Consider the following 16,146-nt stretch of genomic DNA (forward strand, 5'->3'; position numbering starts at 1 on the left):
CAATGGGCTAACGCCCCGCTCCGCTAACGCAATTACGTTTTGTGACGGGGATTTAACTGAGGCATGAAAACGCCCCGCCTATAGAGGCAGAGGGGACTTAAACCCCCAAAGGTCATTAACTTAATTGCAATCCAACGTTTCATTTGCCATTTGTAAAAATTATTAAAATCTCTTTCAATATGAAACCCACCAAAAAACCTGAACTTCTCACTCTCAAAAAAGCCATCCCCCCACAGCCACCACAAGAACTAATTGAGGATATCAATCCTTCACAACCAATCGTTGATCTAGAGCAATCTGTAGATACAGAAGGCCCAGCCACAGAATATCTGCAAAACTATACTCCAGTGCAAGACTACCCCACACTCCCATCTGCGGGTAACTCCGGCTGGCAAGCTTCCGATATTTGGCGCGAGCTTCGTGTTGATAGCTTCTGCGATTAATTGCTTCAAGTTGGATAGTTTTCGATAACCGCAAATCAATGGATGGTTTTTTTTGCAGTGCAATACTTCTGTGGGGAGCAATGTCTGCTGTGCAAGCCCGACTGTTGAGGTATCGCCTGGGTCTTGCTTGGGGCTGGTGGACTGTTGCTAATATGTTGGCTTTTACTGTCGGTTTCTTCTTCGCTGCTTTGGTAACTTTCTCTGTCCTGTTGTCCTTCAGTTGGGATCTTCTCAAAACCAAAGATATCGCTATTCTACTCGGTCTTTTCACCATCATCTTAGCTGGTTTCGCTGTTCTCACTCAATGGTTGTTACTCAAAAGACAAGGTATTAATTGATTGATTAAATAATTCGCTATTTGCTACTTTTCGCAATTGTCTATCAAAAGATTTATCTTCAGCACCTACTTACATCATAAAATTGTCAATCACGCAACTATCTTTTTGTTGATTTTCCTGAATTTTGGGCTGCACCAAATATTTTTGGGCAAAAAGTTTTAACTATCTTTCTGAATCGCTTTCTGATAATATGTCTCACTAGTTTTAGCAAATAGAATTCAGAATTTAGGAGTCAGAATAAATTGCCGAAATATCTTCTTTACATCCAGATGCTTTTCCATAGGCAATATTATCACCGCTAATAGCTCGATAAATCATGTAGCTTTAGTTTATAAAATTCTTTTTGTTTATGTCTTCTGTGCCTATAGGAATCATATTGAATTTCTGAAAAACTAAATTGGCTAAAAGCTCACCATGCAAAGGTTTGTTATTCAGTATCTTTAGTAAAATTCAAGTATGATTCCTATATGTTATTATTCTTATGTAATAAGTTATATGTTAGCTAGAATATTTTTTTTACCAATTGATTAATTATTATTAAATTTTCATCTCTATGACACAGACTAATTTATTATTATCACCTGGGTATACTTTTAGAAAAGCCAAGCCCCGTGATATTTGGTTGATTGTATTTTTAATTTTTAAAGCTCGACTCGACCCAACACAGATGAACTGGCAGCAATTTTTAGTAATTGAATATCATGGTCATTTAGTAGCATTTGGACAACTACGGAATTATCCCCTTGCACAAGAGTTAGGCAGTTTATATGTAGCACCATATTTTAGAAATCAAGGACTAGGAACTTTTTTAATCAAAAAATTAATAACTCAAGCTAATCGACCTCTTTATCTAAAATGCTTAACAAAAGAACTAATGATTTTTTATCTAAAAAGATGTTTTACAATAGTTGATTATGATGATTTACCAGATTCACTTAAATCCAAGTTTTTTTTATCCCAATTAAGGCAAAAAATTTTTAAGAACTTTGTAGTTTTTATGAAATATAAAATTTAACTACACTACACTAAATACAATAACTTCGATGATGAAGTACAGATATTATCGCTTGTTGAAAATTACTGCTATTGTTTTAGCCTACAATATATCTACTATTTTTCCATCTCAATCTCAAATTATTCCAGACACCACATTACCTAATAATACCCAGATAAAATTAGATAATAATTCTATTTTTATAGAAAATGGAACTAAAAGTGGAGGGAATTTATTTCATAGTTTTAAAGAGTTTTCTGTCTCTAATGGGATATCTGCTTATTTTAACAATTCATCAGATGTTCAAAATATTATAAGCCGAGTCACTGGTAATTCCGTTTCTAGTATTGATGGACTGATTCATGCTAACGGTTCAGCAAATCTATTTTTAATCAATCCTAATGGAGTTGTTTTTGGTCAAAATGCCCAGCTAAATATTGGTGGTTCATTCATTGGCAGTACTGCAAACAGCATCAAATTTGCGGATGGCTTTGAGTTCATAGTTAGTAAACCCCAAGTTCCACCGATACTTACTATCAGCACACCTATCGGACTACAATTTAGGAGCAACCCTCAAGCAATCCGTGTCGAAGGAATAGGACACAACTTGATTGGTTCACCATTCTCTCCCGCAATCGGACGGAGTAACTTAATAGGTTTGCGAGTCCTGCCAACCAGGACAATAGCATTGGTTGGGGGGAATATAATTTCAAACGGCGGCATGATAGTAGCTGAAGGTGGACGGGTTGAACTAGGCAGCGTGGGAAATAATAGTTTTGTCAACCTAGTACAAACTTCCTCCGGCTGGAATTTATCTTATGACAATACAACTTCTTTTCAGGACATTCAACTATCAAAACGCTCTCTAGTTGATGCTAGTGGCCTTGATAGCGGTTCCGTACAAGTACAAGGGCGAAATATCAGACTTAATGATGGTTCTGTAATTTTAATTCAAAACCAAGGATTAACAACAGGAGGCAAAATAGGCATAAATGCCTCTAACTCTTTAGACATAAGTGGTACTGATCCAATTGCTAGGATTGCTGGTAGCTTACGGAATGAAACTTTAGGATTTGGTAAAGCTGGAGACATAATAATATCAACTCAAAGGCTAACCCTTCAAGATGGAGGGCAGATAAATTCTTTGACTTTTAGCCCTGCCAAAAGCGGCGACGTAATCGTGAATGCTTCTGATTCCGTGAATGTAGTCGGGTTTTCACCTCGCAATCCTGCTATTTCTAGCCTGATTAGTGCTGGAACATTTAGCTCAGGTGATTCTGGCAGCATTCTGATTTCAACGCCACAACTGATTGCTACAAATGGTGGTTCAATAGGAGTTCCAACATTAGGCTTTGGTAGAGGAGGAAATTTGACAATCAATGCAACTGACTTCGTAATGATAGAAGGGTATGCACCATATACATTTCAGTCAAGCGTTCTATCTGCTACATCCACTAATACAGGTAATGCAGGTGATTTAACAATTAATACATCAAAATTGATAGTACGAGATGGTGCTAAAATTGACTCTTCTACTATTGCAAGCGGTCATGGTGGAAGTATTACTATCAATGCTTCCAATTCCGTAGACATAGAAGGCACAACACCTAATTCTCCAAACTCTACCTCAGTAACTTCTTCTGCTAATATTGAGTCTCAAGTTGTACAAAATTTTTTAAACCTGGCCCCCATTCCTTCAGGAAACTCAGGAGACATTGCTATTAGTACTCCTGTTTTAAACATTACGGGTAATGCTCTAGTCTCCGTCCGAAACCAAGGCACGGGAAACGCTGGAACTATCAACATCACTGCAAACAGAATTAACGTTGCTAATGATGGAAGTATCACCGCAGCCACCAAATCAGGTGAAGGGGGGAATCTTTTTGTTAACACCCAAAATCTACTATTAGATAACAGCACCATCACTACAACCGCCAGTGGCAACGGCAACGGCGGCAACATCAATATCAACGCCAGTGTGATCGCTGCCTCCAACAACAGCAGTATTACAGCTAATGCCTTTGAAGGACGTGGCGGCAATATTCAAATCAACACCAAAGGACTTTTTCTATCCCCTGACAGCCAAATTACAGCCAGTTCAGAGAGAGGAATTAATGGCACAGTGCAAATCAATGCAGATACTTCTTTAAATGACGTTACAGCCAAACCAGAAATAGTCTTACAAACACCTGAGATTACCTCAATTTGTCAGGGAAGGTCGAGTGGAAACAGTGAATTCGTTATCACTGGCACTGGTGGTTTAGCACCCAATCCAGAAAATTTACCAGATACTCAATCAACATGGCAGAGAAACTCTCACGATAAAAGTTCACAATTCACAACATCACCTGATACTACAGAAATTGTAGAAGCCCAAGGATGGGTCAAAAACCCTGATGGCTCAGTCACTCTCACCGCCCAAGCCAATATAGTTAACCCTGATGCAACTCAATCTGCTAACTCTTGTGACTCTGACACAAACAACACAGGCTAATGATTAAAAATCGATATCTACGGAAATATCTGCTCATAGGCATTACTAGTTTTTTGATAGTTATCAGTCAGCCATTCGTCTTACTAGCCCAAGCTAATAATAACCAACTACAACAAGCAGAACTATTAATTCAAAGAGGACAAGAACAATTAAATCAAGGACAAGCATCTGAAGCATTGCAAAGTTGGCAACAAGCGACACAAATTTATCGTCAACTAAAAGATGATGAAGGAATTACAGGCAGTCTCATTAATCAAAGTGTTGCATTACAATCTTTAGGTTTATCTCCTCGTGCCTGCAATATTCTGGTAGAAGCTTTAAAATTAAACTCTGCAATCTGTGATACATCCTCAAGACAAGCTACTGAAGAACCACAACTGCTAGCCATTTTTGAAAAACAAACACCTTCATCTGTAAATCTGTTAGGATTGCAGAATTTAGGGAATATTTTACGTAGATTAGGAAAACTTTCGGAATCAGAAAAAGTTCTACAAACCACTCTACTGCTATCTAAACAAACATCTAACTTTGACAACAGTTCAGTTTTATTAAGTTTAGGTAATACAAAATCTGCTTTTTATAAACAATTGAAAGATAAGTATGTTCAAATAGAAGAACCAGCTTTTCAAAAAACTATATTTAATGTAATTGAACAAAAAGCCTTAGAAGCAACTGACATATATCAGCAAATTATTCATACTGAACATACATCTACTAGCGTAAAATTACAATCTCTACTTCAAAACTTAAATTTACTTTTAGACTTTAGTAAACGGTCAAACAATAATCAATATGAAAATCAAATTAAAGCCATTGTAAGTATTTTATCAAACAACCCTTCATTTTTTGATAAAATATCAGCTAGTGAATCTATTTATGCTCGTCTAAATTTTGCTAATAGCCTGAATAAAATTCCCGACAAGAATTTACATTTATTAGCTATTAAATATGCGTCAAATGCTTTGAAAACAGCTAATTATCTCAAAAATAAGAGATTAATTTCATATAGTTTAGGAACACTAGGCAAATTAAAACCAGAACAAGCCGAGACTTACTTCCTACAAGCACTAAGTTTAGCCCAATCTATTCAAGATGGGAATATTGCTTACCAATGGCAACAACAACTAGGTAATCTATACAAGCAACAAGGAGATTACAGTAAAGCCATTAAATACTACGGTGCAGCAGTCGAAAATTGGAGCAATATTCGAGATAATCTTTTATTAAGTAATGTAGACTTGCAGTTTTCTTTTTATGAAAATATAGAACCTGTGTATCGAGATTATCTTTGGTTGCTCTTGGCTAGTCCTAATCCTAACTTGAAAACGGTAGTTCAAACCTATGAAAAACTGCAATTAGCCGAACTAGAGAACTATCTTGGCTGTGGTAAACTTGACTTTATTTCTGTAAGTAATCTGAAAAACTTACCCAATAAGCCAGCAATCATTAATATTATCGATTTAGGTGATCACATAGAAGTAATTATGCAATCATCTGACGATTCTCTACATCGTCACTCTGTAGATAGCAAAACCATCAGAAATGATGTTCAAAGTTTTTTAGAGAGTTTGCAAGCTCAGAACTTGGCTGCTACAAAAGAGCCTGCTATTCTCTCTTATTCCCAAACTCTCTATCAGCAACTTATTGCACCTATCAAGAAATATCTTCCATCTTCTGGAACACTGCTTTTTACCCTTGATAAATCCTTTCAAAGTATTCCTATGGGTTTGCTGCATGATGGCAAAGATTATTTAATCCAGCATTACAGTATTGCGACAACACCTGGTTCTCAAATCCGTCCCCCTCGACCCTTAACTCAAGAACAATTCAAAGCCTTAATTGCTGGACTATCTAAAACTAGCCCCAGTTTTAATGCGCCTAATGCACCACAAGATTTAAAACCTTTACCTGAAGTTGTCAAAGAAGCATTCGATGTCAAACAACAAACCAGGGAATCCACCAACTTACTCAATGAGGATTTTACAAGTTTTAGATTTCGACAAGAGTTAAAAGCTGCTAAATTTCCCATTGTTCATGTTACTACCCACGGTCAATTTAGTTCTGACCCTGAACGCACGGTACTCTTAGCTTGGGATAGACCTATTAATATTCGAGAATTTGATGGTTGGCTGAAGGTACAAAATAATCAAGACCCTATTGAATTGTTGGTTTTAAGTGCTTGCCAAACTGCTAAAGGTAACAAACGCTCTACCTTGGGTATTGCTGGAGTTGCTGCACAAGCTGGCGCACGTACTACCGTTGCTAGCTTATGGTTAGTTGATGCAGAATCTACATCTATGCTTGTCGAAGAATTCTACAAAGGTCTCAACAACAACCTTACTAAAGCAGAAGCTCTCCGACAAGCACAATTGAGCTTACTATCAAATCCTCAGTACCAACATCCTTATTACTGGGCAGGATTTATTCTTGTTGGTAGTTGGCTTTGAGATAGCGCAAGCAAACGTTCCTGAGCCAGTGTTACTTCTTCCAAGTTCTTTTGAAATCTAGCTAGTTGAAGTGCTTTTATATATGCACTCTTTGCCTTTTCGGGCAACCATGCTTCTATATAGCGATCTCCTAATATTCTATACACACTAGGATTAAAACTACCTGCTGCCACTCGTTCCTCCAACATCTCAATTGTTTTGTTGAGGATGTCTTCAGACATATAAACTGCATCTAAATCAAGATAGGCTGCTTCGTCAGCCGACAATCCTAATTTCTTAATTTGTTCAACTGCCTGATTTATTTGTGTTACTTTTTCTTCACGTAATAAATGCACGACTAAACTATCATAACTGATCGGCTCTTTGCCTTTGTTTGCCATCACCACAATTCTAATCGCCGTACCATATAATAATTCTGGTTGATCTTCAGGGTAGGCTAATGTTAATGTTGTGCCTTCTAACTCTTTCTCCCAACGCATATCTCCATTCTTCACTTGCACTGAGTAGCTAGTCGCTCCTGCCACAGCCGACCACGATATTAAAGGCCTATTCTCTATCAATATATTGCCATAAGGTTGAATGATACTTGGTACGTTATCATCTTCTCCTGGCCCCTTGCGATTTGGGCAGTCTTGTCGGTTTATTGGTGTACATCTTCGCCTCGTGCTAGTTTCTGGCAAAGTACAAATTGATGCTGCTTTGTACAATCCCGACTGAAGGTTGATAAATTTTTGGTTAGAGTAACATATTACTAGTGCATTATCATTAACTTCAATTTCATCTGCTTCGCAAATTTGTCTACTTTTAAGAGATTTGATTACCCGCCCTATTGGTTTGATACAACTACCACTTGCTATTAGTGATTGAGCTTCTAACCCCCATACAATGCTTTCACATAGAAACGGTACTAACAACCCTACTAACATTATTGGGAGACTTACAAGCTTTTTTATCATTGGTACTTAATTTTCAATATTTATAACAAAATCCTATCATTTTCGGGACTTTTGCAGTTTAATTCTTTCTAATACTTCCGTTCTCCACTTAAATACTTCTGGCAGTTCTGATTTGGTCAATAAACAAACCTCCCATCTAACCCAAGCCTGATCAAACTCGCCTAAAGCTTCTTGTGTCTTAGCAAGTAAACAATAAGTATCAGTTCTTTGAAAGTCTAGTTTTTGTGCTTTCTCTAAATATTCTTTGGCTTTCTTATATTTCTTCTGCTCAAACTTAGCCCATCCTATACTCTTATATAAAGCTCCCTTTAACTCAGGCTCTTTGGCTTTTGTCAATCCAAGCCTTGCCGTTTCTATAGCCGCATCATATTCCCCTTGTATATTTTTGATTCTCGCTAAATTGCTGACAGCATCTAGAGCTAATTCACTATTTTGTATAGCTAATCTATATTGCTTTTCTGCTAAATCGTATTTACCTAAATCATCATAAAAGTTTCCTAAGCCATAATGAGCCTCCCAGCTATTAGGTTTTAATTTGAATACTGCTGCATAACTCTTATCAACACACTGGAAGTCTCGTAATCCTTGACATACTAATCCTAAATTATTGTATGCAACATCATTTTGGGGATTATATTTAATAGCTAGTTCATAATATTTTTTGGCATTTTCAAGAGAAATATTCCGTCGATCTGCCTGTTCAAAGTAAAAATCAGATACTAATTTTGCTACATCAGGTTTGATACTAACTGCTTGACGAAATTTCTTTTGGGCATCATCAAATCGATTTTCTTGTTGAGCTTTCTTGCCTTCATTCAGTAGATAATCTATTCTGACGGGAATTAACGCATTATATATACCTAAAATAGTTAAGCAAAATACAGCCGCCGCACTAATTTTAAATAACTGCGAGTTAATTATTCGATTGATTTTAGAACGCAAAGGCAAAGTTTCTAGTCTTTGCAAAATAATTTGAGTAGTTGCTGGACGATTCCCTGGGAAGGAAGCCATCAATTCATCGAGAAAATCAGCAAAGGGTTTGTCAATCTGCGGTGCTGCTTTTCTCCAAATTAAGTGTCCTTTTTTATCGATAGGTAATTGAATTAAAGGTTTCCCTGTAATCAAATATACAAATGTTCTTCCTAAAGCATAAAAATCTGATTGTGGTAATGCCTTGCCATTGATTTGCTCTAATGGAGTATAACCAGGTGAAACAACAGCCGTAATTTCATAATTTTCTATGCTAGTGCTAGTTTCACCACTGACACCCAATTTGGCTAAATAAGTATCAGTAATTCTTCGTGCCGCTCCAAAATCAACCAATGCCATTCGTCCATCTGGTTGAACAATAATATTAGCTGGTTTGATATCTCTATGGAAAAACTCTTTTTGGTGTACTACATCAAGAATTTCCACTAACTGTTTCAGCCACTTAATTGCTAAAGATTGAGAAATACGCCCATTTGACTGTATCCATTTTTGCAAGTTTTCTCCCTCAATTTTATCCATCACCAAGCATCGCAATTTTAGTGGGCTATTATTGGGAATAAAAGTAAAAAAATCATCTATTGTACTTTTTGGGATACACGGGTGATTTATAAGCCTCAAAGTTTGGGACTCTCTCTCGAACAATTCCACATTCTTAGCATTTCCCCATTTAAGAACCTTCATAATTCTTCTTCTGCTCACTGTATCCCACCTAGTCCCAGCATCGTGTACTTCAAAAACTTCAATGCGTACATAGGGATTTTCTGTCAGTTCTCTCAACGGCTGAATTAACCGAATTCGTCCATTGATCAGCAAAGGAGTACCACAAGCCAGACAATTTTCTACATCATCTAGATTTTCTCTAGCTTCACACAGTGGGTTGATACAGTATTTCACATCCAATCTCAAGTTTTTTTGTATAAATAAATACTATTTTATGAATTCGGTTACGATAGCAAAATATTTTCAGTGACTTTACTGTTGTAGTAGCTAAAAGGTCACACATGATGTATTATTATGAGGTCTGAGATACACTCTAGCATCACTAACTGGCAATTTATGGCTTATAGTGCTTCTTTACAATCGGATTCATCTTTTGCTAAAGCACGGTCAGATATCCATGCAGAGAGTAAAAATTTACAAAAAGTAACTTTAGAGGAAGCTTTAGATGTTTTGAATGACTTAGTTTACAAAGCACGAACGAAGTTCCTGTCTGAGCCAGAAATTGTTGTGATTAGAGGGGCTTGGCATGACCTGACTTATGAAGAAATGTCTGAAAACTCAGCCTATAAACAAAATTATTTGCACCGTAGAGTAGCAATCACATTATTTGAATTACTAACAGAAATTATTGGTAATGGCGAACAAGTATGCAAACGAAATTTGCGAACTTGTATACAAACTTTTATGACTCAGGATTTAATCAAGGGGAGTAAAGTACCTGATGTTTCTCGGTTTTATGGTCGAACAAAAGAAATCACCCACTTAAAACAAATAATTGCAACACAGCAATACAACTGTATATCACTGGTAGGAGTTGCAGGCATTGGTAAAAGCTCATTAGCAGCAAAATTAATCACGGATATTAGTACAGACAAGAATTTTAATTTTGATTATTTAATCTGGAAATCAGTGGCTCATGCACCAATAGTTGACGATTTGATAGCCGAATTATTGGAAGTTCTTGACCCTCATTTTACGCAGCCACATTACACTCAAGCAAAAATTACTTTATTGCTCAAGTTTCTCAAAGAAAAACGCTGTCTAATAGTTTTAGATGAATTTGAAATCTTACCTCATAATCCACAACTCAAATTAGAATCTTTAATTTTTATCAGACGTTTAGTAGAAGAAAATCACCAAAGCTGTATTATATTAACTAACCGAGTTTTATTCGATGAATTTGCGGAATTAGTCAACACTGAACGACCTTTTACATTTATAAAACTCAAAGGTTTAGATACAGATGCAGCCATGAAGTTTTTAGCTCAAAAAGGAATCACCGATCCCAGAAGATGTAATCAATTAATTCAAACTTATCGTGGTAATCCTGCTGAGTTAAATGATGTGGCTAATCGTATTCATAATATGTTTGGTAGTACAGAAATATTTTTTGAAGCTCCAACTACCCTTGTCAGCCAAAAGCTTGAAAGTATACTTAACGAAATAGTGGGAACTACGTTAGATGATATCCATAAGCAGATTATGGTTTACTTGGCAGAAAAAACAGTTGAAGGAACAGGAAAAATTACGATTAGTAAAATATTAAAAGATTTTGAAATTATACATAAAACATCTATTTCTACTTTAGACATAGTAAAAACATTAGAATTTTTGGAAAGAATGTCATTAATTGAAAGTGACAAAAACCTAATTTCTAAAGAGATTTGCTTTACACTTCAACCTGTTATCAAAAAATATGTTCTTACAGACAAGTTAGGTCTGCTGCATAATCTCAACTCTTCAAATTTAAAATTTGCATCGTAACAGAGGTAATTATGATTATAGGTAACCCAGACTTTCAACGGATAGCAGCAATCACACTGAACATGGGTTCGTCTTAGGTAAACCCAACATACAAGTTTTCGAGCGCAACCCCAGGGCAGAAACGACAACTAAGCCCCTGTCAGCTTGAGAAAGAACAACTATATGGAGGTAACGAAAGTACATAATCAGAATTTTGCTAGATGCGAAAAGACGCGAATTTTTGTAAGATAAGGCTGACCAATACACAAAAATGTAGGCAAAACGCACTAAGGAGGAACGCTTTGCCCAAAGTTGAAACAATTGAATAAGATCAGAGCGGGGTTAATCTACCAATGACGAAGATAGCGGCTGATAGTTTGGCGACTGGAAACCACTAACTTGTCTAAGATACCCACACTACTTCTCCTATTATACGAGAAGCCTCACGAATGTACAAATTTTGTGTGGCAGTTTTAGCTGTCAAAATTTTAAAGATTTTGTCAAGTTAAGTTTGATGAAGAAAAAACCCTGAATTTTGTAGCAAAAAACAGTAGTAGTGTAAATAACCCCCTCTGAAGCTGGAAAACCAAGTTATCAGAGGAATCTACTGTGTTAAATAACCAATGCCCTAAACAAAGGGGCTTTGGGGATCAAGTGTTTTCAAAAGACATTCCTGAATACCCCAACAATCTGACGGCAGCAGAGTATCATGAGCTAGCCGTAGGAAGTGCGATTCATCCCTCGCTCATCGAACGTAACTTCTTGCATATTGAAGGTGAGTCAGTTTACGAGTATCTATTCATCTCTCCAGCCATCCCCCGAAAAAATGCCGGTCGAGTCACAGACGGGTTTTTGAGAGCATACCAATATCTCACCACCGGGGGGATGTGGATATCGGGACTAGACCCCATAAACAACTGGCGACCAATGGAGTGGGGAAGACTCAAACCCACCAATCCCCGGCTCGATTGGGAAAAAGGTAAGCCCGTTAAGTACGAGTCCCCACCCAAAACTCCAAACCGAGTCACGTACTTTGATATCTCCGACTATGTTTGGGACAAGGTAGCCAAACGCTATAACATTAAGCGATATCATTCATCCCTCTCCCAGCGATTACAAGATAAACTCCACGCACTGATATTCTGGGAATGGGTAATAAGACACCCCGAAATCCCGATTATACTTTGCGAAGGTGAGAAGAAAGCGGCCTGTTTACTGAGTTTGGGATTTGTAGCTCTAGCGCTACCTGGAATTTGGAACGGGCGAGTGGGGAAACAGGATTTTGATGAGAGACTACATCCAGACTTAATACCGCTAGCGCAACCGGGGCGGAAATTCCAAATTCTCTTTGACTACGAGACAAAACTAAAAACTCGCTGGTCAGTTTTTCAAGCTACAGTTCGCACAGGCAAAGCGATTGAACAAGAAGATTGCATCTGTGAGGTAGCATTACTGCCGGGAACAGAGAAAGGCGTGGATGATTTCGTCGTCGCACGAGGAGATCAGGCCAACGAATTACTAACAGCGATCGCCAACGATGCCTTATCACTGAAAGACTACCAACAATCCTTCCTCATCAAGCACCGGGGGCTAAGAAAGTATAAACCAGATATCATAGTCGATGTTCAATATTTGACTCAAGCACTGAAAGTCAAAGAAGAAGAAATTAAGGAGGCAGGGGAGCAGGGGAGAGGACTTATACAAGAATTGCCCCTGAGTAGCCCCTCTGCCCCTCTGCTCCTAAATAGCTCCCTACCTGATCCCCTAGTGGAATGGTGTCAACTCCTTACTGAGCAATCTGAAACCAAACAATCTGAGAAAAGATACAGGCGTAAAAAGCCCCATAATCAAGAACCCAAATATTTCGTATTTCCCCGTACTGGTTTAATTGTACTAATCAGCGACATGGGAACTGGTAAGACCGAACTCATGCGCTGGTGGCGTGACGCTCATCCTGACCAAAGATTTCTCAACAACGGACATCGTGTTAACTTGCTCAAGAATTTAGCCGAACGTCTCAAAACCGAGATGTATTCTGATTTGGGTTACACAGGGATGGCCAAAGCGATCGCATTAAGTATCACCATCGATAGTTTACATAAGCTCAACACCCAGGCATTAACTTACGGCTGCATATTTATAGATGAGGCTTGCCAATATCTCACGCACCTATTACTCAGTAACACCTGCAAAGAACATCGTGCCGCCATTTTGGAAGTATTACAATATATTGTCTACAATGCCCCAATGGTCGTGATTGCCGATGCTCACATGGATGATGTCACCATCGACTTCTTCCGCGCCATGCGTCCCGAAGGTGAACAACCGGTGATTATCAAGAACGAGTGGAAGAACGGAGATCGCACTATTTACTGGTATGAAGGTCAGGATTCATCAGCATTGGTTGCTCAGATTTCAGCTGCATTGATGATGGGGCAGAAAATCATGGTTGTCTCCGACTCCAAAAGATTTATTAAGAAACTTGAAAAGATGTTTAGTGTCCGCGTTGAAGAAGCTGCGCCGGGAAACCCACAATCTCAAACGCCTACACCCCTACGAATTTGGTCAATTCATTCCGATAATTCTGGTAGTGAAGAAAACGTAGCGTTTATCAAAGACATTACCAACGCCGTTAAGAATATAGATGCTTTGTTCACCTCTCCTTCCTTGGGAACTGGCGTAGACATTCCCGAATACCATTTCGATTTAGTGTTTGGTGTATTTCACGGAGTTTCACAAACAGCTACCGAATGCGCTCAACAGCTGTGGCGTTATCGTCCGAAAGTACCCATTCATGTTTGGGTGGCCTCAAAACCACCCTTTGGATACCTTGATACCAACCCCACTAAAATCAAAGAAAGATTACTCCAAACCAACGAAATCACCGCTTTTTTACTGCGGATTGACAGGGAGACTGGAAAGCGGGGTGCTGAAAAAGAATGGGCAATGGATGCTTACTGTCAAATTAAAGCGGCACGTCACCAATCCCTGAATAATCTCCGGGCTGACCTGAGATCGCTGTTGTCAGAAATGGGCAATCATATTGTACCAGTGGGTGACGAGAATGATACTTTGGCTTGGGACGCATTGAAACAAGCGGCAGATGCTCTAGACACTGCTCATCATTATGCCGTCGCCAAAGCTAACAATATCTCCAAAAGTGAATATCGCGCAAGGCAAAGCAAAGATTACCTTTCACCCGAAGAAATTGTGGAGTGTGAAAAATTCCGTATTCATGATGCTTACGGTATGGAAGTTACCCCAGAACTGGTTGAGAAAGATGACGGTGGGAGGTTAATTGCAGCGATCGCATCACTCGAAGCCATCTTAGGAGAACCATCTGAAACAATTGTGGACTCCAATACTGGTAAACAGTACCCCGTTCCCCCAGCATTTGTCACCAGCAAAGACCGCGCGGAAAGAGACAAACTACCGTTTTGTATGGACTGGGGGAATTATTCTGCCAAGTGGCTAGCTCGTTTTAACCTGGGGCTGCATCACATCTTACAAAGATTAGTCGCCGGGGAGGACATTACAGCTTCTGACCCGCATCTATATAATATGACGGCGATCGCAGTTGATTGCGCTGCCCACATCAAAGCAATTCTTGGGTTTACTATCCCACCCGATTGTCAACCCATTTGGTTACTGGCTACCCTGCTCGAACAATTGGGACTGAAGCTAACTTATCGTAAGCAAGGCAAGCGTGGAATGCAGGTGAAAATTTTCTCGCTCTCAAAGGCAGAATTGGAATTTGCCCGAAAAGTCATCGCCCACCGTCAACAACAACGTAACTCTTACGCCCAAATGCAGTCCCACTCTAGCGTTGATGCTGTTTCACCCCCCGTATTCACCCCCCCCCATAATGGGATAGGGAACTCCCATTGTGAGGGGGTGGATACTACGCCTCTTGAAGAGGACAAGGAGCAGGGTGCAGGGGGCAAGGGAGAAATTTCTTCTCCTCTTCTCCCTGCCCCCTGCCCCTCTGCCTCCCCTACGCCTGATTTGGTGGCTAATTGCGTGAAAATGCTTCGTTCTGGGATTGCCAAAGGAGTCTCAGCAATCAAAGATATCCTCAAGCGATGGTCTACTGATTTGCGGTGGCAGACTGTTTTGGAATTGGAAGCGATCGCACTGGATGAATTGCGTACACTTGAGCAATCTGTGCCTGATTTTTATCAATGGCTATCTGAGGACGTGCTGCCGATGGAGGGGTAAGTGCAAAATCGCTGGTCATCCTTAGAGTCTTTAATGGTTAATCTTTCTATCTAGATCAGGAAAGGTATATTTCCTGATCTATCACTCCGCCCTAGACTTCGTATTATTACGCTCTAGGGAGGACAATTCGCTACTGACAGTTTTCGCTGGGGTCAGCATCGACAATGCGGCGATTGCACCCCTCACCTGGGACGTTTCCACCTCCAGGTAGTTTTGCAGTTGCTCCAAATTTCGGTGTCCGCTAATTTCTTGGATGACACGCAAGGGAATGCCGGCATTACTCATCAGTGTTAATGCAGTCCGGCGGCAACTGTGTGTTGATGCTCCTTCTATGTCTACTCTTTTGCAGGCTTCTCGAAAAATCAGGCTGGCATATTCCGAATGCAAGTGACCACGCCCCCATCTTCCGGGGAACAAAAAACTGTCACGGGATTTTTCCGGCTTATACTGTTCTAAAAAAGGTCTTAAGTCTTCTAAAACTGGTATCGTGCGGGTCGCTAGTTTTCCCTTAGTATTGCCCTTGCGGAAAATTAACTCAGGTCTGACCCTTCCTCTGCTGTCGTAAACATCTTTGATTTTTAGGGTGACTGCTTCATTGACACGGCAAGCTGTGTACAACATCACGGCAATTAGGGTTCTATCTCGCACTGTTGTCAACCCGGATGTGAACAAACTTTCGATTTCTTCTGGGGTCAAGACTTTCGCCTTGCCGTGTCCGTCAATTTTCACCCGATACCACTAACCGCGATGGTTAATCATCCTATCAGTTATCTGCTTCCACTTTTCTACCATAAACCCTAAAA

General features: G+C 39.3%; 10 protein-coding genes. 7 read left to right on the forward strand and 3 right to left on the reverse strand.

All coding sequences use genetic code 11. The features are described 5' to 3' along the window. Positions 1–179: 179 nt before the first annotated feature. From VB693_RS19495 to VB693_RS19515, 5 genes are all read left to right on the forward strand, one after another. Positions 180–443, forward strand: coding sequence for a hypothetical protein (locus VB693_RS19495; protein ID WP_323267689.1), 264 nt, complete (start codon positions 180–182; stop codon positions 441–443). An 80-nt stretch (positions 444–523) separates the two neighbouring features. Next, positions 524–781, forward strand: a complete 258-nt coding sequence (locus VB693_RS19500) for a hypothetical protein (RefSeq protein ID WP_323267690.1) — start codon at positions 524–526, stop codon at positions 779–781. Between the two features lie 553 nt (positions 782–1,334). After that, on the forward strand, positions 1,335–1,796 hold the full coding sequence (locus VB693_RS19505; RefSeq protein ID WP_323267691.1) for a GNAT family N-acetyltransferase: 462 nt from the start codon (positions 1,335–1,337) through the stop codon (positions 1,794–1,796). Positions 1,797–1,824: 28 nt separating this feature from the next. After that, positions 1,825–4,269, forward strand: coding sequence for a filamentous hemagglutinin N-terminal domain-containing protein (locus VB693_RS19510; RefSeq protein ID WP_323267692.1), 2,445 nt, complete (start codon positions 1,825–1,827; stop codon positions 4,267–4,269). Next, positions 4,269–6,716: a CHAT domain-containing protein gene (locus VB693_RS19515; RefSeq protein WP_323267693.1), complete on the forward strand. Its 2,448-nt coding sequence runs from the start codon at positions 4,269–4,271 to the stop codon at positions 6,714–6,716. The genes VB693_RS19510 and VB693_RS19515 overlap by 1 nt, the downstream gene beginning before the upstream one ends. On the opposite strand, the gene VB693_RS19520 is transcribed toward VB693_RS19515, so the two are convergent. Continuing rightward, positions 6,677–7,672: a hypothetical protein gene (locus tag VB693_RS19520; protein ID WP_323267694.1), complete on the reverse strand. Its 996-nt coding sequence runs from the start codon at positions 7,670–7,672 to the stop codon at positions 6,677–6,679. The genes VB693_RS19515 and VB693_RS19520 overlap by 40 nt on opposite strands. Positions 7,673–7,708: 36 nt before the next feature. Further along, on the reverse strand, positions 7,709–9,556 hold the full coding sequence (locus VB693_RS19525; protein WP_323267695.1) for a protein kinase domain-containing protein: 1,848 nt from the start codon (positions 9,554–9,556) through the stop codon (positions 7,709–7,711). A 162-nt stretch (positions 9,557–9,718) separates the two neighbouring features. Between VB693_RS19525 and VB693_RS19530 the strand changes: the two genes are divergently transcribed. Beyond that, complete coding sequence (locus VB693_RS19530; protein ID WP_323267696.1) at positions 9,719–11,146, forward strand: NB-ARC domain-containing protein; 1,428 nt, start codon at positions 9,719–9,721, stop codon at positions 11,144–11,146. A 633-nt stretch (positions 11,147–11,779) separates the two neighbouring features. Next, positions 11,780–15,343: a plasmid replication protein, CyRepA1 family gene (locus tag VB693_RS19535; protein ID WP_323267697.1), complete on the forward strand. Its 3,564-nt coding sequence runs from the start codon at positions 11,780–11,782 to the stop codon at positions 15,341–15,343. Positions 15,344–15,424: 81 nt separating this feature from the next. Here VB693_RS19535 and VB693_RS19540 read toward each other — a convergent pair whose 3' ends face one another. After that, positions 15,425–16,072: a site-specific integrase gene (locus VB693_RS19540; RefSeq protein ID WP_323267698.1), complete on the reverse strand. Its 648-nt coding sequence runs from the start codon at positions 16,070–16,072 to the stop codon at positions 15,425–15,427. Between the last annotated feature and the right edge of the window lie 74 nt (positions 16,073–16,146).

Source organism: Anabaena sp. UHCC 0399 (genome assembly GCF_034931465.1).
In the GTDB taxonomy this organism is placed as follows: Bacteria; Cyanobacteriota; Cyanobacteriia; order Cyanobacteriales; family Nostocaceae; genus Trichormus; species Trichormus minutissimus.

Coding starts and splice junctions, on each gene's coding strand:
- VB693_RS19495 (WP_323267689.1), top strand. CDS start 180: ATGAAACCCACCAAAAAACCTGAACTTCTCACTCTCAAAAAAGCCATC.
- VB693_RS19500 (WP_323267690.1), top strand. CDS start 524: ATGTCTGCTGTGCAAGCCCGACTGTTGAGGTATCGCCTGGGTCTTGCT.
- VB693_RS19505 (WP_323267691.1), top strand. CDS start 1,335: ATGACACAGACTAATTTATTATTATCACCTGGGTATACTTTTAGAAAA.
- VB693_RS19510 (WP_323267692.1), top strand. CDS start 1,825: ATGATGAAGTACAGATATTATCGCTTGTTGAAAATTACTGCTATTGTT.
- VB693_RS19515 (WP_323267693.1), top strand. CDS start 4,269: ATGATTAAAAATCGATATCTACGGAAATATCTGCTCATAGGCATTACT.
- VB693_RS19520 (WP_323267694.1), bottom strand. CDS start 7,672: ATGATAAAAAAGCTTGTAAGTCTCCCAATAATGTTAGTAGGGTTGTTA.
- VB693_RS19530 (WP_323267696.1), top strand. CDS start 9,719: ATGGCTTATAGTGCTTCTTTACAATCGGATTCATCTTTTGCTAAAGCA.